Annotated in this window: 14 protein-coding genes; 10 read left to right on the top strand and 4 right to left on the bottom strand. The window is 72.3% G+C overall.

What is annotated here, in order from left to right:
- Nucleotides 1-216 precede the first annotated feature (216 nt).
- Both AC3IX6_RS03915 and AC3IX6_RS03910 read left to right on the top strand, forming a co-directional pair.
- Entirely contained in the window at nucleotides 217-588 is a 372-nt protein-coding gene (locus AC3IX6_RS03915; RefSeq protein ID WP_489368816.1) for a peptidoglycan-binding domain-containing protein, read from the top strand.
- A 321-nt stretch (nucleotides 589-909) separates the two neighbouring features.
- Nucleotides 910-2,010 (top strand): glycoside hydrolase family 18 protein, encoded by a 1,101-nt coding sequence (locus tag AC3IX6_RS03910; protein ID WP_489368815.1) that lies wholly within the window; start codon nucleotides 910-912, stop codon nucleotides 2,008-2,010.
- Between the two features lie 72 nt (nucleotides 2,011-2,082).
- Here AC3IX6_RS03910 and AC3IX6_RS03905 read toward each other — a convergent pair whose 3' ends face one another.
- Nucleotides 2,083-4,095, bottom strand: a complete 2,013-nt coding sequence (locus tag AC3IX6_RS03905) for a carbohydrate-binding protein (RefSeq protein ID WP_489368813.1) — start codon at nucleotides 4,093-4,095, stop codon at nucleotides 2,083-2,085.
- A 215-nt stretch (nucleotides 4,096-4,310) separates the two neighbouring features.
- On the opposite strand from AC3IX6_RS03905, the gene AC3IX6_RS03900 reads away from it, so the two are divergent.
- From AC3IX6_RS03900 to AC3IX6_RS03875, 6 genes are all read left to right on the top strand, one after another.
- Nucleotides 4,311-5,678, top strand: a complete 1,368-nt coding sequence (locus tag AC3IX6_RS03900; RefSeq protein WP_489368812.1) for an ABC transporter substrate-binding protein — start codon at nucleotides 4,311-4,313, stop codon at nucleotides 5,676-5,678.
- Nucleotides 5,675-6,607: a carbohydrate ABC transporter permease gene (locus AC3IX6_RS03895; protein WP_489368811.1), complete on the top strand. Its 933-nt coding sequence runs from the start codon at nucleotides 5,675-5,677 to the stop codon at nucleotides 6,605-6,607. The genes AC3IX6_RS03900 and AC3IX6_RS03895 overlap by 4 nt, the downstream gene beginning before the upstream one ends.
- Nucleotides 6,604-7,434 (top strand): carbohydrate ABC transporter permease, encoded by an 831-nt coding sequence (locus AC3IX6_RS03890; protein WP_489368810.1) that lies wholly within the window; start codon nucleotides 6,604-6,606, stop codon nucleotides 7,432-7,434. Before AC3IX6_RS03895 ends, AC3IX6_RS03890 begins: the two co-directional genes overlap by 4 nt.
- Nucleotides 7,435-7,436: 2 nt before the next feature.
- A complete protein-coding gene (locus tag AC3IX6_RS03885; protein ID WP_489368809.1) occupies nucleotides 7,437-9,236 on the top strand; it encodes a glycoside hydrolase family 36 protein in 1,800 nt (599 codons plus the stop codon).
- A complete protein-coding gene (locus AC3IX6_RS03880; RefSeq protein ID WP_489368808.1) occupies nucleotides 9,233-10,240 on the top strand; it encodes a LacI family DNA-binding transcriptional regulator in 1,008 nt (335 codons plus the stop codon). The genes AC3IX6_RS03885 and AC3IX6_RS03880 overlap by 4 nt, the downstream gene beginning before the upstream one ends.
- Nucleotides 10,241-10,506: 266 nt before the next feature.
- Nucleotides 10,507-11,889: a glycosyltransferase family 39 protein gene (locus AC3IX6_RS03875; RefSeq protein ID WP_489368807.1), complete on the top strand. Its 1,383-nt coding sequence runs from the start codon at nucleotides 10,507-10,509 to the stop codon at nucleotides 11,887-11,889.
- A gap of 9 nt (nucleotides 11,890-11,898) precedes the next feature.
- On the opposite strand, the gene AC3IX6_RS03870 is transcribed toward AC3IX6_RS03875, so the two are convergent.
- Nucleotides 11,899-12,753 (bottom strand): DeoR/GlpR family DNA-binding transcription regulator, encoded by an 855-nt coding sequence (locus tag AC3IX6_RS03870; RefSeq protein ID WP_489368806.1) that lies wholly within the window; start codon nucleotides 12,751-12,753, stop codon nucleotides 11,899-11,901.
- Nucleotides 12,754-12,880: 127 nt separating this feature from the next.
- Between AC3IX6_RS03870 and galT the strand changes: the two genes are divergently transcribed.
- A complete protein-coding gene (gene galT / locus AC3IX6_RS03865) occupies nucleotides 12,881-13,978 on the top strand; it encodes a galactose-1-phosphate uridylyltransferase (RefSeq protein ID WP_489368805.1) in 1,098 nt (365 codons plus the stop codon).
- The gene (gene galK, locus AC3IX6_RS03860) at nucleotides 13,975-15,132 is read left to right on the top strand and encodes a galactokinase (RefSeq protein WP_489368804.1); all 1,158 of its coding nucleotides are present in this window, start codon (nucleotides 13,975-13,977) and stop codon (nucleotides 15,130-15,132) included. Before galT ends, galK begins: the two co-directional genes overlap by 4 nt.
- Before the next feature lie 130 nt (nucleotides 15,133-15,262).
- Here the strand turns inward: galK and AC3IX6_RS03855 are convergent, their stop codons facing one another.
- Nucleotides 15,263-16,105: an alkaline phosphatase family protein gene (locus AC3IX6_RS03855; protein ID WP_489368803.1), complete on the bottom strand. Its 843-nt coding sequence runs from the start codon at nucleotides 16,103-16,105 to the stop codon at nucleotides 15,263-15,265.
- A gap of 70 nt (nucleotides 16,106-16,175) precedes the next feature.
- Nucleotides 16,176-18,341 carry an alpha-galactosidase gene (locus AC3IX6_RS03850; RefSeq protein ID WP_489368802.1) on the bottom strand — a complete coding sequence of 722 codons (2,166 nt, stop codon included), beginning with the start codon at nucleotides 18,339-18,341 and terminating at the stop codon, nucleotides 16,176-16,178.
- Between the last annotated feature and the right edge of the window lie 9 nt (nucleotides 18,342-18,350).

The following is an 18,350-nucleotide window of genomic DNA, read 5'->3' as shown; positions in this document are numbered from 1 at the left end:
GGATTGGCCAGTGCCCTGGAGGCTTTGGCCCGATCCCCTCTCGTCCCGGCGTCCCACGAAAGTGTCCCGGAGCACCATGTCCCAGCAGGTCAGAGCGTGGGACATCCCACGATGACCCCCGTCTGCGGGCTTGCTGGACGCCGTCGATGTTGGCGCAGGAGAGTCGCTGCCAACACCGGGCCGGATGCCCGGTGGTCGACAAGGGAGGCACAGCAGATGAACCTTCGCAAGCAGATCACGGTGACGGTGGCCACGGTCGTCCTCGGAAGCGGACTCGCCCTCGGCGGCGTCGCCAGCGCGGCCCCGGTCCCCTCGGAGCAGAGCGCCACGCACACCTGCAACTACTACAGCGGCACCACGCTCACCAAGACGGGGCAGACCGGCGCGGACGCGGTGAAGCGCATCAAGCAGGTGCAGTGCCTGATCAACCAGAACACCAGCTACCCGACGTGGCTGGACGAAGACGGCCAGTTCGGTTCGGCCACCTACAACGCCGTGAAGAGCGTGCAGAGCCACGCCGGCATCTCGGTCGACGGTCAGGTCGGCACCAACACCTGGAGCAAGCTCCGCGCCGGCGTCTGGTGGTAGTCCGCGCCTGACACGGTCCACCCAACCGGTCATGCGCACGTGTCACCTGCTGCTGCCCCCCTGAGAGGGGACGGATGCCATCCGAACTGGGGACGGATGACATCCGGCAACACCCCTCGGCCACGGCAGGGCGTTCGCCGAACGGTTGCCACAACCGTTCGGCGAACGCGTCCGCGTTTCCGCAGTCGAACGAACCTCGAACGCCCCCCGGAGGAACCCCGAACGGCGAGGTGCTCCCGCTCTTGTCGAGTTGGTCTGTACCTGACACCCTGGCGGCGGCCGCCACCCCCCACGCGGGCCGCTCCCTCCTCGGAGGCATTGATGCGTCACAGACTGCTCGGTGTTCTCGTCCTGCTCATCGCCCTGCTCCTCCCCGTCCCCGCCGCGACGGCGACCGGCCCCGCGGCGTCCGCCGTCGTGGCGACCGGCCCGCAGGTCTACGGTGCCTGGCACTGCAGCAACGACGCGTGCACCTGGGGCACCGTCCGCACCATCGCGGAGTTCGACTCGATGAACCACTGGCTCATCGACCGCGGCGACGGCCGCCCCTCCGTCAACCTGGTCGTCCTGAGCTTCGTCGAACCGCTCAAGCTGCTGCACCGGACGAACGACGCCACCACCGTCGACGGTCTCCCGCGCGGGATCACCCCGGAGATCGTCCAGTACTTCACCTCGCGCGGCATCCGCGTGATGCTCTCGATCGGCGGCATCACCTACACCGACGAGTGGGACGCGGCGCTGGCCGAGAACGCCGCGCAGCTCGGGCTGAACGCCGCCGACGCCGCGACCCGGCTCGGTGTCGGCATCGAGATCGACTACGAGCAGAACACCGACCCGGACCTGGCCGGCCTGCAGACCTTCATCGACACCTACCGGTCCCGCCACCCGTACGACGCCTCCGGAGCCGACCAGCGCGCGCGGCTCACCATCGACACCGCCGCCGGTGACCGCTGGCTGATCGGCATCAACCGCAAGGCCACCGCCGACTGGCTGCGTACGGACGCCCCGGTGCTCGACTACGCCAACGCGATGGTCCCCGCCCGTCAGCCCTCCGCCTCCAGTGCGATCGCCAACTGGCAGGAGCACCTCGACGGGAAGCCCACCTACTCGCCGCCCGTCCTGCCGCTGGCGCCCGCCAAGTTCACCGCGGGGCTCTACATCAGCGACCAGACGAAGTCGCTGCCCGAGTGCACCGCCTTCGCGAACTCCCTGCAGAAGTCGACCGGCTCCTTCACCCAGACCGCGGCTCCCCACGGCGCGGGAACCACGGCCGGCCTGCTCGGCTACATGTTCTGGGCGGCCGAGAGGCCCTCGACCCGGGGTGCGGGCACCCAGCCGCCGAACACCTGCGAGGGCGGGGTGGGTGCGGGCGCCACCGCCTACTCCATCCCGCTGCCGATGCCGCCCCTGCGTCAGAGCTGACCGACCGCGGACCGCCGACCGCGGACCGCCTGCCGGTAGCCGTACGGTGGCTGCCGGCAGGCCGGTCCGGGGTCAGCCGGTCTGGACGGTGACCGTGACCGTGCTGCCCGGGGTGACGGTCGGGGTCGCGTAGGTGTACGTCACCCCGTCCAGGACCTTGGTGCGCGCCGGCTGGGGCACTCCGTCGACCGTGAGGGTGGCGTAGGTGCCGGGGAAGCGGGCCTCCCAGATGTAGGGGGAGGTGCCCGACGTGTGCGTGAGGGCGGACTTCGCCGCCCCGTCGTGGCGCAGGGAGAACGTCGAGTCACCGATCCGGAGGTCGTCGATCCGCAGCCATTCCATGCCCGAGGGCAGCCGGGACCGGGTGCTCAGGGTGTGTGAGGGGGCGTCGGGGGTGACGCCCAGCAGGCCTTCGACGGTCTGGCCGAGCAGGGTGAAGGAGACCTCGGGATAGTCCCCGTTGGTGCCCTGCTTGGTGTTCACGTGCTGGACGTCCTTGTGGTCGTAGACGTCCTTCATCCACTTCCAGCCGGTGTCGTTGCGGTTGTTCCGGAAGAACGTGTCGGGGAGGTAGGTGAGGGCCTCGATGTTGGAGGGGCGGCCCGGACCCGAGGCCTGCTGGTCGATGTAGTCCAGGTAGGCCTCCCGGCGGGGGCCGGGGTCGATGATCTGCTTCATCGGCATGAACCAGCTGTTCTCCTTGCCCCAGCCGGTCAGGGCGCGCCCGTCCGTGGTGTAGCCGCGCACCATGGCCGAGCCCGAACCGGAGCCGATCCAGGTGGAGTTGAAGTACGCCTTCAGGTCCCGGGCCTTGGCCTCGTACCGGTCGGCGAGGGCGCTGTCCCCCTTGGAGCGGGCGAGCGAGGCCATCGCCAGGTACGCCTGGTACTGGGAGCCGATCGCGTCGCCGGCCTCGGCGAGGGGCTCGCTGCTCTGCTCGTTGTAGCTGGCGGTGCCCTGGAAGATGCCCTGGCCCGTGCCTTCCGCCACCTCGACCGCGCCGTTGTCCTTGAGTCCGTCGTGCAGGGTGACGAACTCGTCGGTGGCGCGGCGGTAGAAGTCCCACAGGGCCGGATCGTCGAGGTAGGCGCGGTCCCCGCTCCAGCGGTACGCCTCCTCGGACTTCTGCACCAGCTCGAAGGTGGCGGGCACCTCGCGGACGAAGTTCGTCGGGCTCTTGTAGTCGATCGACAGGTAGGTCGAGGTGTCGAAGTTGAAGGCCCACGCCGGGTAGTACTTGTGCTCGGGGGTTGCGGACGCGGCGAAGGAGCGGAGCATCGACTTGTTCTCGGCGTGCAGGGCGAGGACGCCCGCCCCGGACAGCTGGTGGGCCATGTCGCGCGAGTAGTAGCCGCTGCGGTTGGCGTAGCCGGCCCAGTAGGAGGCGGCGTAGGTGCCGTTGCCGCTGCCGGCGGTGCGGTTCTCGTCCACGTTGAGCGGGCCCCGGGTCCCCGGCAGGTGGACCCAGCTGTTGGCCTTGCGCTTGGACCAGTCGAACATCTCGACGATCTTCGGGTCGGACGAGCTGACCCGCGGGTCCGCGGGGGAGGCCGGGGAGAGCATCACGTCGTCGGCGTTGACCCAGGCGTCCCCGGATTCGAAGGCGATCTCCAGGGTGTCGCCGGGGGCGAGGGAGATCCGACTGAGCGTGTAGCGCCGGTAGTTCGAGGCGCTCGGCAGGGTGAGCGCGGCGGCGACCGCGCCGTTCACGCGGGCGGTGTAGCGGCCGTTCGGCCCGCCCGTCGCGATCCAGGCGGATATGTCGTACGTCCCCCGGCCCGTGGCCGTCACGGTCTGGGACACCTTCTTCCCCGCCCCGCCGTCGAGGTACGCGAGCCGCGCCGCGCCGTGCGGATAGTTCGTGGCGACACCGGTTCCGGAGGTGAACCGCCAGCCGGTACGCCCCTGTTCGAAGCCGGGGTTCGTGACGGTCAGCAAGGCCGGTGCGGGAGCGGGTGCGGGGCTGAACGCGCGTGCGGAGCCGGCCGCCGGCTCCGCCGCCGCGGCCGGGCCGCCGAAGGTGAGCGGGGCGAGCGGGAGGAGCAGGGCGAGGGCGGACAGGAGGGGCACACGGGAACGCGTCATCGGGGTCTCCCTTGTGTGGGCTGGACGGGCTGGACGGGCAGGGCGGGGCGGGCGGCACGCTAGCAACCGGCTCTGAGAGTTTGCAATGGTCCTGCCAGAATCAGTTGCGGGATCCAACTGAAAGATTTCATCTAACTCTTGCAAGTGAGAAGAAGGCGTGGCTACAGTCCTGGCCAGTCGGCTTCCGCAACGGTGCGAGCAGGGGTGGGTCAGGTATGGAACTGGAACGTCGGAGAGTGCTGCGGACGATGGGGGCCGTCGCCGCGGGGGCCGGATCGCTCGGTGGCCTGGCCGCCTGTTCGGGCACGGGCGCGGAAGGCGCCGGAGGCGGCGGCGGTCAGGGCGGGGCCACGGGGGAGAAGGAGAAGGGCCGGATCAGCGTCTGGTCCTGGCAGGGTCCCGCCGCCGAAATGAAGGCTCTCGTACCGGAGTTCAACAAGAAGTACCCCGGGATCGAGGTGACGGTCGAGGACATCGGCAACCCGGCGATCTGGGACAAGATCACCACCGGGCTCGCGGCCGGCGGGCAGGGGCTCGCCGACGTCCTGCACATCGGCGTCGACTACTTGCCCGGCTACGTGGAGAAGTTCCCCGGCGGCCTCGCCGACCTCGGCCCGCTCGGCGCGAACGCCTACCGGGAGGAGTTCGCCCAGGGCATGTGGCAGACCGTGTCCCCCGACGGCAAGCGGGTCAACGCCCTCCCCTGGGAGGCCAATTCGGCGGGCTTCTACTACCGGGCCGACCTCTTCGAGAAGGCCGGGATCGACGCCGGCGCCCTCCAGACCTGGGAGGAGACCATCGAGGCGGGCAAGGAGATCAAGGGGAAGACCGGCGCCCACCTGCTGGGCATCGACAAGCCCGCCTCCCAGGCCGACGCCGCCAACTTCTTCCAGATGCTGCTCCAGCTCCAGGGCGCCTTCTACTTCGACCTCGCCGGGAACATCACGCTCGACTCCCCGGAGGCCGTGAAGGCCATGACCCTCATCAAGACGATGAACGACGCCGGCCTGGTCAGCGACCTCGCCGGCGGCTGGAACGCCCTGATGAGCTCGCTGAAACAGGGGACCGCGGCCGTCCTGCCGATGCCCACCTGGTTCGGCGGCATCATCGAGGAGCAGGTGCCGCAGGAAGCGGGCCGGTGGAAGGTCAGGCTGCCCCCGGCCGTGCGCCGCGGCGGCTCCACCGCCGCCACCGTCAACTCCACCCACCTCGCGGTGGCGGGCAGCAGCAAGCACCAGGCCGCCGCCTGGTCCTTCGTCGAGTTCGTCCTCACCCGCCCGGCCTCCCAGGTGAAGATCTACCGGAGCAAGGGCATCGCCCCCGCCCTGCTGAAGGCCTACGAGGACGCCGTCTTCCACGAGCCGTCCGCCTTCTTCGGCGGCCAGAAGAAGGGCGAGGTCTTCCTGGAGGCACTCAAGGCCCCCTCGTCCGCCTTCAATTACACCGCCGACTACGCCCGGGCGCTCAAGCTGGTCACCGACGCCCAGTCCAAGGTGCTGCTGAGCGGCGCCGACCCGGCGAAGGTCCTCAAGGAGGCCGCCGACCAGCTCGGCCGGCAGACCGGACGCAAGGTCTCCCGGTGACCGCCGCCTCCCCCGCGCTCACCGGCCGCGAGGCCCGGGCCGTCCCCGCGCGCGGGAGGGCCCGGCGCCCCCGGGCGCGCCGGCGCGCAGCCCCGTACCTCTTCGTCCTGCCCGCGCTGCTCCTCTTCGCCGGCTTCAAGCTCTACCCCATCGGCCGGTCCTTCGTGATCAGCCTCCACCGGACCGTCGGCGGGACCGAGCGGTTCGTCGGCGCGGACAACTACACGCGACTGCTGCACGATCCGCTGTTCTGGACCGCGCTGAAGAACACCGCGGTGATCCTCGCCGTCCAGGTGCCGGCCATGCTGGCCCTCGCCACCGGACTCGCCGTGGCCCTCGACTCCACCGCGCTGCGCGCCCGCGCCGTCTTCCGGCTCGGGTTCTTCCTGCCGATGGTCACCGGCCTCGTCGCCTACGGGATCGTCTTCTCGGTCCTGCTGAACAAGGACTACGGCCTGGTCAACTGGCTCACCGGGCTCGCCGGCCTGGACCCGACGCCGTGGCTGACCGACCCCCTGTGGGCGAAGGTCTCCCTCGGCCTGGCGCTGACCTGGCACTACACCGGCTACAACGCGGTGATCCTGCTCGCCCGCCTGCAGTCCGTGCCCGCCGAGCTCTACGACGCCGCGTCCGTGGACGGGGCCGGCGCCTGGAACTCCTTCCGCCACGTCACCCTGCCGGGACTGCGCCCCGCGCTCCTGCTCACCACGGTGCTGTCCACCATCGGCACCCTGCAGATCTTCGACGAGCCGTACGTGCTCACCGGCGGCGGCCCGGACAACGCCACGCTGACCATCGGCGTGTACCTCTACCAGAACGCCTTCAAATACTTCGACTTCGGCTACGCCTCCGCCATCGCCTACGCCCTCGCCGTCCTCATCGGCATCCTCGGCGTGATCCAGTTCCGCTTCCTGGGGGAGAAGTCATGACCGCCGCCCGCCACCGCGGCAGGAGCATCCTGCTCACCTCCGGCCTGGCCATCGCCCTGGCCGCCGTGCTGGTCCCCTTCTACTGGCTCGTGGTCGCCGCCACGCACAGCTCCGGGGAGATCTTCGACAGCCCGCCCCCGCTGCTGCCCGGCGGCCACCTGGCGGAGAACCTCCAGACCCTCCAGGACACCGCGCAGTTCGGACGGGTGCTCCTCAACTCCCTGCTCATCGCGGCGATCTACACCCTGTGCGCGGGCGCCGTCTGCACGCTGGCCGGCTACGGCTTCGCCAAGTACCGCTTCCGCGGCCGCGAACCACTGTTCGGACTGCTCATGCTCGGACTCGTGGTCCCCGCCCAGGTCACCCTCGTACCGCTCTTCCAGCTGATGGCCGAACTGCGCTGGCTGGGCACGTACCAGGCCGTGATCATGCCCAACCTGGCCCTGCCCTTCGGCATCTTCCTGATGCGCCAGTCGATGGCCGCGCTCCCCGACGAACTCCTCGACTCGGGGCGCATGGACGGCTGCGGCGAACTGCGGCTGTTCTGGAAGGTGGTGCTCCCGCCCATGAAACCGGCGCTGGCCGCCCTGGCGATCTTCCTCTTCCTGTACCAGTGGAACGACTTCGTCTGGCCGCTGATCGTCCTGCGCGACAGCGCCACCTTCACCGTCCCCGTGGCCCTCGCCTCCCTCCAGGGCCTCGACGAGACCGACTACGGAGCGATCCTCGCCGGAACCGCGGCCGCCGCGATCCCGATGGCCCTCGTATTCCTCGCGCTCCAGCGCCAGTTCGTGTCCGGCCTGCTCGCCGGCGCCGTGAAGGAGTGACCGTGACCAGCGCCGCGACCAGCGCCGTGACAGCCGCCGTGACCACCGCCGATCCCGTCACCACCGCGGGACTCGCACCCGCCCCCGAGGAACCGCTGCTCGACGGGGTCTCGCTCGCCGTCCTCGCCCACGCCCCCGGCGTCCACCCGGCCTGGACCCTGACCGAACTCCCCGGCGGGCTGCGGATGCTGGAGGTACGGGCCGACGGCGCCCCCGTCGAGATCCGCTTCTCCGTGCCCCTCGGCGACGCCGCCGGGTACTGGCACCCGCAGGGCGGCTGGCGCCGCACCCTCCTCGCCGACTGGGAGGGCCGCTCCCGGGTCTCGCTGGTCGACGGCCACGCCGCCGGCTGCCTCTACGACCACGGCGGCGCCACCCTGCTCACCTTCGCCGCGACCGACCCGGTACCCGAGGCGGAGCTCCGCTTCGGGGTCTCCGAGGAGAACGACACCCACGTCGTCCACCTCCGGCTGCCGGCCGCACGGCAGGCCCACCGGATCCTGCTCGCCCCCCGCGCACCCTCCGTGGCCCGGGCCATGCGGGCCCTGCGGTCCTGGTTCGCCGCCGAGCTCGCCCCGGCGCCGGTGCCCGACGCGGCCCGCACCCCCGTCTACTCCACCTGGTACGCCTTCAACCAGGACGTCAGCGCCCCCGCCGTCGAAACCCAGGCCGAACTCGCCGCCGGACTCGGCTGCGGAGCACTGATCCTCGACGACGGCTGGCAGGAAGGGGGCCACGGACGCGGCTATGCCGGCTGCGGGGACTGGGAGCCGGACCGGGCGAAGTTCCCCGACTTCGCCGGACACGTGGCCCGGGTCCGGGCCCACGGGCTGAGCTACCTCGCCTGGGTCGCACCCCTGCTGCTCGGCTCCGGAGCCGCCTGCCACGACCGCTGGGCCGCCTGCGCGCCCGCCCCGTCCGGCGTGCCCGGCGCGCACGTGCTCGACCCCCGCCTGCCCGAGGTGCGCGCGCACGTCGTCGGGCTCTGCGTCCGGCTGGTCCGCGCGTACGGGCTCGACGGACTCAAGCTCGACTTCCTCGAACAGGCCATGGCGTACGCGGGCGACGGCGCGGGCGACGTCGGAGTCGCCATGGTGACCCTGCTGACCGAACTGCGCGCGGCCCTGGAATCCGTACGCCCCGGCGTGCTGCTGGAACTGCGCCAGCCCTACACCGGCCCCGGCATGGCCCCCTTCGGCAACATGTTGCGCTCCTTCGACTGCCCCGCGGACGCCACCGCGAACCGGGTCCGCACCCTGGACACCGCACTGCTCGCCGTCGGCGGGGCCGTCCACTCCGACATGCTCCTGTGGTCGCCCGAGGCGCCCGTGACGGTGGTGGCCCGGCAGCTGATCGGGGCCCTGCACGCGGTGCCGCAGATCTCCGTCCGCCTGGACAGGCTGCCGACGGCGCACCGGGAGGCGGTCGGGTTCTGGCTGGGGCGGTGGCGGCTGCACCGGGAGCTGCTGCTGGACGGGGACGTCGAGCCGGGCCGGCCCGACGAGCTGTACCCGCTGGTGCGGGCGAGCGCCGGGGACCACTGCCTGCTGAGCGTGCACGGGGACCGGGTCGTCCCGCTGGACTTCTCCGCGTACAGCCGCTTCGACCTGGTCAACGGCTCGGACCGGGACCGGTTGATGGTGGAGGTGCTGGGCGGCGGGGGCTCGGTCCGGGGAGTGGTCCACGGGCCGGACGGCCGTATCATGGACGGTCCGCCGTCGTACCTGCCGGAGGGAGCACGCTCGCTCGCGGTGCCGCGCGGGGGTCTGGTATCGCTCACGATCACGGAAGGACCGCGATGAAGGTCGGGATCACCGAGGTCGCCGCTCGCGCCCAGGTCAGCGAGGCGACCGTCAGCCGGGTGATCAACCGACGCCAAGGCGTGTCGAAGAAGACCCGGGACGCGGTCGAACAGGCCATGGCGGAGGTCGGCTACGAACGGCAGACCCAGGGCCAACTGGTCGCGGTGATCACCGAGTTCGTGTCCAATCCGTTCTTCGCCGATGTCGCCGAGCGCATCGAGTCGGCGCTCGCCCCGCACGGACTCAAGACCATCCTGTGCCCGGCCTTCCCGGGCGGGGTCCAGGAGCGCGACTTCATCTCCGCGCTCGTCGACAAGGGCGTCGCGGCCGTCGTCTTCCTCTCCGCCTCGAACACCGTCGAGGGCGCCGACACCGAGACGTACGAACTGCTGCGCCAGCGCCGGGTCCCGTACGTGGGCATCAACGGCGAGTTCGCGGACGGGGTGGCGACCCCGGTCTTCTCGACGGATGACGCGCTCGCCGCGGAGCTGGCCGTCGACCACCTCCACCGGCTGGGCCACCGCAGGATCGGGATGGCCTCCGGCCCGGCCGGCAACCAGCCCGCGGACCGCCGGGTGCGCGGCTTCCTCGAGGCCATGGCCAAGCGGGGCATCGAGGAGCCGGAGCGCTGGGTGATCCGGCAGTCCTACACGGTGGAGGGCGGCCAGGCCGCCGTCGGCCCGCTCCTCGCCCTGGGCGCCACCGCGATCGTGGCCGCCAGCGACTACATGGCCCTCGGGGCGATCCGGGGCATCCGCAGGCAGGGACGGTCCGTGCCCGGGGACGTATCGGTCGTGGGGTACGACGGCTCGTCCATCACCGAGTTCACCGACCCGCCCCTGACCACGGTGCGCCAGCCCGCCGACCGGCTGGCCCTGGAGGTCGGGCGCAGCGTACTGGCGCTGGTCAGCAACCGGGACGTGCCCACGGGGGAGCTGCTGTTCGACCCCGAGCTGGTCATCCGGGCGACCACCGGACCGGCCCCCGCGGAGCCCGGGGCCTGAGCCGGGGGCGGCCCCCGGCCGCGTGCCGGTGGGGCCGCTCAGCGCCTCCGCCAGAGCCGTGGCCTCCTCACCACAGGCCCAAACGGGGTGAAGATCGCGACCGCGGGCGTGGCTAGGCGCCGGCGCGGGGGCCGCCGGGACTATGCGTGTGGTCCGTGACGATTCTTATGCGGCCCCCTCGACAAGGGGCCCGGCCCGAGGGAACAACACCGAGCGGCGCCGGAGCTACGGCCGCCACCGCGTGGGTCTGGCCCGCGCTGACCGCGTTGCTCCTGGCCCTCATCGGGATCGACGGCACGCAACTGGGCACCGACGAGCTGGTCACCTGGGACGTGAGCAAGCGCAGTCCACGGCAGATCCTGGCCCTGCTGCACAACGTGGACGCGGTACACGGCACCTACTACTTCCTGATGCACGGATGGACCTCCGTGTTCGGGGACTCGCACGTGTCTCTGCGCATGCCCACGGTGCTGGCCGTGAGCGCGACGGCGGCCCTCGTCACCCTGATCGGACGCCGGCTCTTCGGGCAGCGCGCCGGACTGTGCGCGGGCCTCCTCTTCGCGCTGCTTCCGGCGGCGACCCGGTTCGCCCAAGAGGCACGCAGCTATGCCCTGGTGATGCTCGTCGCGACCCTGGCGACGCTGCTGCTGCTCAGGGCGCTGGACGGGTCCCGCAGATGGGCGCGGTGGGCGGCGTACGCACTGTGCACGGCCGTCCTGGGGCTGCTGCACCTGATCGCCCTCACGCTCGTGCTGTGTCACGCTCCCGCGGTGGTCCTGCGGGCCCGCCGTGAGGGCCGCGTCCTGTGGCCCTTCGTCATCGCGGTCCTGACCGCCGCCGTGTGCGTACTGCCGGTGGTCCTGCTCGGCAGGTCGCAGGCATCCCGCCAGCTCTTCTGGCTGCCGGAGCCGGACCTCTGGGGCCTGGTCGAGATCTGGCCCCAGCTGTTCGCTTCCGGTCTGTGCGCCGGAGTCGTGGTCACCCTGGCAGCCCTCGTTCGGCAGGAGCGGCTCGACCACGTCCTGCTCTGCGCCACCGTCGCCGTGCTGCCCCCGCTGGTGCTGTGGGTGGCGTCGCACGGCGACGTCTCCTACTTCCGCTACCAGTACGCCCTGTTCACCGTGCCGGCCTGGGCGCTGCTGGCGGGGGCGGGCCTCGCCGGAGCGACCCGGTCATGGCTGCCCGTCTCCGTGGTCCTGACCGTGGTCGCGCTGCTCGTACTGCCTGATCAGCGCAGGATCAGAAGCCCGTTCGAACACGATGTGCCGCATGCCGCGGACTACGCAGGAGCGGCGCGCACCATCGAGAAGTACTACCGCTCGGGGGATGCGGTGGTCTACGTGCGGGGCGCCCCCTGGATGCTGGACCAGGGCGTCCGCTACTACCTCAAGCCCAAGGTGCACCTGCGCGAGGTGTTCCTCGCCGCGTCGGCAGCCGAGAACAACGAACTCTTCCCGGCCCTCTGTCCACGGCCGGTCCGGTGTCTCGGGGGAGAGAGCCGGATCTGGGTGGTGGTGCCCGGCGACAACCCCGACGTGCTGGGGAAGGTCCGCCAGGACCAGGCGACGGCGCTGCGCGCGAAGTACACCCCCTTCGGCACGGAAACCGTCAGCGGCCTGACCATCGGCCTGCTGGTGCGCAAGTCCTGAGAAGGCCCTTCATTCCTTCGCTTCATCCCGGACGGCCGCCCGGCGCGGCTCCTCGCCCTGCGCGGCGCCCGCGACGAGGAGTTCGCCCACCTCCTCCGCGAGGGCGGCGCGGGCGGGAGCGGGTAGTCCGGCGTCGGTGATGAACCAGTCGGCCTGGTGGAGCGCCGCGAAACCACTGAGCCCCACCACCCCCCACTTGCTGTGGTCCGCCACGACGGCGACCCGGCGCGCCGAGGCGACCAGGGCGCGGTTGGTCTGGGCCTCCATGAGGTTGGGGGTGGTCAGGCCGGCGCCCTGCGCCACCCCGTGTGCGCCCAGGAAGAGCAGGTCCACGTGGAGGGAGCCGATCGCCAGGTCGGCGAGCGGCCCCACCAGGGCGGCCGAGGGGGTGGGGGAGCCGCCGGTGAGCAGCAGGGCCGGGGCGCCGGCTCCGCGGTCCCGGCCGTCGGCCCACACCAGTTCCGCCACCGGGAGGGAGTTGGTGACGATGGTGAGCCGCGGGACCCCGAGGAGCCGGGTGGCGACGGCGTGCGCGGTGGTGCCGCCCGAGACCGCGACCACGCTGCCCGGTTCGACCAGGGTCGCGGCCGCGTCCGCGATGGCGGCCTTGGCGTCACCCTCCAGGTCCGACTTGGCCTCGAACCCGGGCTCGTGCCCGCTCGCCCCGGCCGGGGCGACGGCTCCGCCGTGCACCTTCTCGACGAGGCCGCGCCGGGCGAGGGCGTCCAGATCCCGGCGGACGGTCATGTCCGAGACACCGAGCTGCCCGACCAGGTCCGCCACCCGTACCGCGCCCTCGCGCCGGACCGCGTCAAGGATGAGAGCGCGTCGCTGGTGGGCCAGTTGGGCAGCCTGCTCGGCCACGGGTCGCTCCCGGGAATCGGCGAAACCGGTCAGAAGGCAGCAAGATAACACGGTCATGTTGTTTGAGTCTGGGGGAAACCTCGGTACGGGGTGGTGGAAAATGTTCGAGAGTGTTTATTCTCGGTAGGTGAAGAAGACCCTCGCGAAACTCGCGGACGGCCGCGAACTGATCTACTTCGACACCGACGAAGGTGCCGTGCGCGACGCGCCCGACCTGCGCCCACTGGATCCGGTGGACAGCCGGCCGGAACTGCGCCGGGACGAGGCCACCGGTGACTGGATCACCATCGCCTCCCACCGCCAGAACCGGACCTACCACCCGCCCGCCGGCGAATGCCCGCTCTGCCCGTCCCGGGACGGGCGGCTCAGCGAGATCCCCGCCGCCGACTACGAGGTGGCCGTTTTCGAGAACCGCTTCCCCTCCCTCGCGGGCGAGGCGGGACGCTGCGAAGTCGTCTGCTTCACCCCCGACCACGACGCCGGTTTCGCCGACCTCACCCCGGCCGCCGCCCGGCTGGTCCTCGACGCGTGGACCGACCGCACCGCCGAACTCTCCGCGCTCCCCGGCGTCGAGCAGGTGTACTGCTTCGAGAACCGGGGAGCCGAGATCGGGGTGACCCTCGCCCACCCGCACGGCCAGATCTACGCCTTCCCCTTCGTCACGCCGCGCACCGCCAAGATGACGGCCGCCGCGGAGGCGCACCGCGCCGCCACCGGCCGCAACCTCTTCGAGGACCTCCTCTCCGGGGCCCGCGCCGCCACCGAGCGGGTGGTCACGGCCGGGGAACACTGGACCGCCTTCGTGCCGTACGCCGCCCGCTGGCCGTACGAGGTCCACCTCTATCCGCACCGCCGGGTCCGCGACCTGACCTGCCTCACCGAAGCCGAGCGGGCCGAGTTCCCCTCCGTCTACCTCGACCTGCTGCGCCGCTTCGACCGGCTGTTCCCCGTACCGGAGACGGAGACGGAGACGGAGACGGAGACGGAGAGGGAGGCGGAGACGGGCCGGCCGGAAAGGCCTGCACCCACCCCGTACATCTCCGCATGGCACCAGGCGCCCCGTACCCGCGGCGGGGAACTGGCCCTGCACCTGGAGCTGTTCACCATCCGGCGGACTCCCGACAAGCTCAAGTTCCTCGCCGGGACGGAGTCCGGGACGGAAGCCTTCATCAACGACGTGGCCCCCGAGACAGCCGCGCGACGGCTGCGGGAGGCCCTGGCATGAGCCGGACCGAGCAGGCCGCGGCCACCTTCGCGAAGCTCCTCGGCGGTTCTCCCGACGGGGTCTGGGCGGCGCCGGGCCGGGTCAACCTGATCGGTGAACACACCGACTACAACGACGGGTTCGCCCTCCCCATCGCCCTCCCGCAGACCACCCTGCTGGCCGCCCGCGCCCGTACGGACGGCCGGCTGCTGCTGCACAGCGCGCAGGGCGACGGCCGGATCACCGAACTGGCCGTGGCGGACCTGGCCCCCGGGGCCGTGCCGGGCTGGGCCGCGTACCCGGCCGGAGTGGTCTGGGCCCTCGCCGAGGCGGGACACCCGGTCGGTGGCGCGGACCTCCACTTCGACAGCACGGTGCCCACCGGCGCGGGCCTCTCCTCCTCCGCCGCGCTGGAGTGCGCGGTGGCCGTCGCCTACGACGGGCTGTACGGACTGCGGCTGCCCGGGCCCGAACTGGCCCGGATCGCCCAGCGGGCGGAGAACGCCTTCGCGGGCGTCCCCTGCGGGATCATGGACCAGATGGCCTCCGTGTGCTGCACCACCGGGGCCGCCCTCCACCTCGACGCCCGCACCCCGGAACACCACCGGCAGGTACCCCTCGACCTCCCGGGGCAGGGACTCGGACTGCTCGTGATCGACACCCGGGTCTCCCACGACCTGGGCGACGGGGCGTACGCGGCCCTGCGCGCGGGCTGTGAACGGGCAGCCGGGCTGCTGGGGCTACGGGCCCTGCGGGATCTGCCCGCCGGGGACCTCGCGGGGGCGCTGGACGAGCTCCCGGCGGAACTCGTACCGCTGGTGCGTCACGTGGTGACCGAGAACGACCGGGTCGAAGAGGCCGTCGCCCGGCTCCGGGAGGGCGACGCGGCCGCCCTCGGCCCGATCCTGACGGCCGGTCACGCGTCGCTCCGCGACGACTACCGGGTCTCCTGCCCGGAGACCGACCTCGCCGTGACGGCCGCGCTGGGCGCCGGGGCCCTCGGTGCCCGGATGACGGGAGGCGGCTTCGGCGGCTCCGTCATCGCGCTGGTGGAGGCGGGGCGCGAGGACGCGGTGGGCGGCTCCGTCACGGCCGCCTTCGCGGCGGCCGGCCACCGGCTCCCGCGTCTCCTCACCGCCACCCCGGCGGCGGGCGCCCGCCGGCTGGAGCTGTAGCTGTAGCTGTAGCCGGAGTCGGAGTCGGAGTCGGAGCCCGAAAGGGCCCGGAGCCGACCCGAAGCCGAACTCGGGGCCCGGGCCGCGGACCTGGTCCGTTGCCCGGGCCCCGGGCCCGGCACCCGCCCCTTCAGGCGGTGAAGGGGATGCCGTCCAGCGTCCAGTGGGCGTCCGGGCCGATGCCCAGCGCCGCGTACACGTGGGCGGCGACATCGGTGTGCCGGACCGCCGGCGGAGCCACGCCGGCGGCCAGCCCCGGCCCGCACGCGGCCACCCAGGCGGTGCGCTCCAGCTCGCTGCGTCCCCCGTGGCCGCCCTCGTCACGGTGCCCGTGGTCGGTCACCACGATGACCGTCCACTGCTCCCCGGGGTGGCCCGGGCGGTCGCGCACGGCCTTGACCAGGCGGCCCAGGCGCTGGTCAGCCGTCTCGATCGACCGGCGGTACTCCTCGCCGCAGCCGAGGAAGTGGGCGGTCTCGTCGACGGCGCCGAGGTAGACGAAGGAGGCGTGGAGCTCCTCCCCGGAGCCCAGTACGTGCGCCGCTTCGGCGGTCACGGCCTCGTCCGCCTCCTCCCAGGCCTCCGGCGTGTCCTCGCGCGGGGCGATGAAGCTCAGCCGGCTGGGGGCGGTGAAGAGCGGGCCGCCCTGCTGGGCTAGGAACAAGGGGGCCCAGCCGCCGGCCGCGAAGGTCCGCCGCCCGCATTCGAGTGCCAGCCGCGTGGTGAAGTCGGGGAAGACGTCGAGCCGGTTGCCGTCGAGCCGGTTGCCCCACACCCCGTGTTTGGCGACGGTGACGCCGGTGGCGATGGTGGACCAGCACGGCCCGGACATCGTCGGTGTGGCCTCGTCGATCTCGACGGGAGCGAGGAAACCCGCCTCGGCTATCTCGTCGAGGTGGGGGGTGTCGAGCTGCGGCAGCAGGTCGAGCCGTACGCCGTCGATGCCGACGACCAGAACGTGTCGCGTGTGCATGGTGCGGTCCAAGGTGTCCGTGGGTGGGTGCGGGTCTCTGCGTCCGGGCGCGGTGGCCGGTACGGCAGGGTCAGGGGGTGATGCGGATCAGCCGGATCAGCCGGCTCGCGTAGTCCCCGGCGGGCAGTTCGAGGTCGAGGCCGCGGTGGACCAGGACGGCGCCGCCGTGCACCTGGTCCCGGTCCGGGTCCAGGTAGTGGGCGCCGGTGTCGAGTGCGGGCAGTTTGAGGGGGGCGGGCCGGTGGCCGAACCGGGTCGTCGGCCGCCAGACGAGCACGGCGTGCTCGGCGCCGTCCCCGGCGGCGTAGTGGACGGCCGTCACCCCGCCCGCGCCCCGGAGGCGGTGCTGGATCCCGTACTGGACCAGGGGGCGGATCTGCTTGTACCGGGCCACGAGCGCGGCGGCTTCGTCGAGCTCCTCGGCGGACCAGCCCGTCAGGTCCCCGCCGAGCCCGAGCGCACCGGCCATGGCGACGTGGAAGCGGAAGCGGAGCGGAGTGCGCCGGCCGGTGGCCGGGTTGGGGCTGTCGGTGACCCACGCGGCCATGGTCCGGGCCGGGAAGAGCTGGCTGAAGCCGTCCTGGATCGCGATCCGGTCGACGGGGTCGGTGTTGTCGGAGGTCCACGCCTGGTCGGTGCGGGCCAGGATGCCGAGGTCGGCGCGCCCGCCACCGCCCGCGCACGCCTCGATGCGCAGGCCGGGGTGGTCCGCGCGCAGCCGGTCCATGATGCGGTAGACGGCCCGGGTGTGGTCGATCCAGAGCCGGTCGGGATCGGGGTTCCCCTCCCAGCCGGCCTCGGTGAAGGGGCGGTTGGCATCCCATTTGAGCCAGCCCACCCCGTGGTCGCGTACGAGCCGGTCCAGGGTGCGGTGGGCCCAGGCCTCGACCTCGGGCCGGGCGAAGTTCAGGACCAGCTGATGGCGCAGTTCGGTCGCTTCCCGGGTGGGGGAGTGGAGGACCCAGTCCGGATGGGTGCGGTACAACGCGCTGTCCCGGTTGACCATTTCGGGCTCCACCCACAGGCCGAAGGTCATGCCGAGGCGGTGGACCTCGTCGGCGAGGGGGCGCAGCCCGTCGGGGAAGGCCTCGGGGCGCGGGGTCCAGTCGCCCAGCCCGGCCCGGTCGTCGCGCCGTGCGCCGAACCAGCCGTCGTCCAGGACGAACAGCTCGGCGCCGAGTCCGGCGGCCAGGTGGGCCAGCTTGATCTGGCCGGCCTGGTCGACGTCGAAGCCGGTGGCCTCCCAGGAGTTGTAGAGGACGGGCCGCTCCCGCTCAGGATCCGGCAGTACGTGGTCCGCGACGTAGCCGTGCCAGGCCCGGCTGGCCGCGCCGAAGCCGCGCCCGGTGTAGAGCCCGGCGAACACGGGGGTGTGCAGGCTCCCGCCCGGTGCCAGGGTCCAGCGCAGTCCCTCGTGGCCGAAGCCTCCCGTCCACGTGGTGCGGCCCACCGCGTCGCGGTGCAGGGTGATGCGCCAACTGCCGCTCCACGCGAGGGCGGTGCTCCACACCTGGCCCTGCTCCTCGGTCGCGGAGCCGTCGTCGAGGGCGAGCCAGGGGCTGGCGTGGTGGCCGGTGAGCCCGCGCCGGCTGGTCAGGACGGTCTCGGCGACGGGAAGCCGGTCGCGGTGCAGCTGGAACTCGCTGTTCCAGCCGCCCGTGAGGTGGCTGAGCCGGTAGTCGGCGAGCGCCGGGGCCGTCCAGGAGGCGGAGTCCAGCCGGTCGACGGTGATCGGACCGGCCTCGGCTCCGGCTTCGGTCCCGGCTCCGGCTTCGAATCCGGCTCCGGCTCCGGCTCCGGTGTGCGTGAGCTCCACCCAGCGTTCGACGACGTCACTGCCCGGCCGGACGCGATAGCAGAGCTCCGTGCGCAGGGGGTAGCGGCGGTCCGTGAGGAACAGCCGCAGTTCCCCGCCGTCGATGCGGTGTCCGGCGAACTCCCACTGGGCGCCGGTGGTTCCGTCGCCGAAGCGGACCTGGAGGCCCGACGGTCCGAACCGCGCCCCGGTCTGCGGAGCCAGCTCGTCCGCGGCGGCCCCGGCCTCGAAGCTGCTCGCGGCGGGGGAGGCGGCCTCCGGCAGCAGGGCCAGGGCGGCGGTGTCGAGCGGCGCGCCCCAATACAGGTGCCGCGGGCTGCCGTCGGGGCCGACGCGCAGGGCGTACGCGCTGTTCGGAGTGCGGAGCACGGCGATGCCGGAAGCGGGGTCGAAGGTGGCGAGCGGGAGCGCGGCAGGCACGAAGGGATC

The sequence above is a fragment of the Streptomyces sp. GL_141 genome (genome assembly GCF_057834385.1).
Note: the sequence above shows the minus strand (reverse complement) of the source record. Positions and strands in the feature narration are given on the sequence as shown.

Excerpts from the sequence above, each read along its gene's own strand:
- galK (WP_489368804.1), top strand. The coding sequence starts at position 13,975 with ATGAGCCGGACCGAGCAGGCCGCGGCCACCTTCGCGAAGCTCCTCGGC.
- AC3IX6_RS03915 (WP_489368816.1), top strand. The coding sequence starts at position 217 with ATGAACCTTCGCAAGCAGATCACGGTGACGGTGGCCACGGTCGTCCTC.
- AC3IX6_RS03890 (WP_489368810.1), top strand. The coding sequence starts at position 6,604 with ATGACCGCCGCCCGCCACCGCGGCAGGAGCATCCTGCTCACCTCCGGC.
- AC3IX6_RS03880 (WP_489368808.1), top strand. The coding sequence starts at position 9,233 with ATGAAGGTCGGGATCACCGAGGTCGCCGCTCGCGCCCAGGTCAGCGAG.
- AC3IX6_RS03855 (WP_489368803.1), bottom strand. The coding sequence starts at position 16,105 with ATGCACACGCGACACGTTCTGGTCGTCGGCATCGACGGCGTACGGCTC.
- AC3IX6_RS03905 (WP_489368813.1), bottom strand. The coding sequence starts at position 4,095 with ATGACGCGTTCCCGTGTGCCCCTCCTGTCCGCCCTCGCCCTGCTCCTC.
- AC3IX6_RS03900 (WP_489368812.1), top strand. The coding sequence starts at position 4,311 with ATGGAACTGGAACGTCGGAGAGTGCTGCGGACGATGGGGGCCGTCGCC.
- AC3IX6_RS03910 (WP_489368815.1), top strand. The coding sequence starts at position 910 with ATGCGTCACAGACTGCTCGGTGTTCTCGTCCTGCTCATCGCCCTGCTC.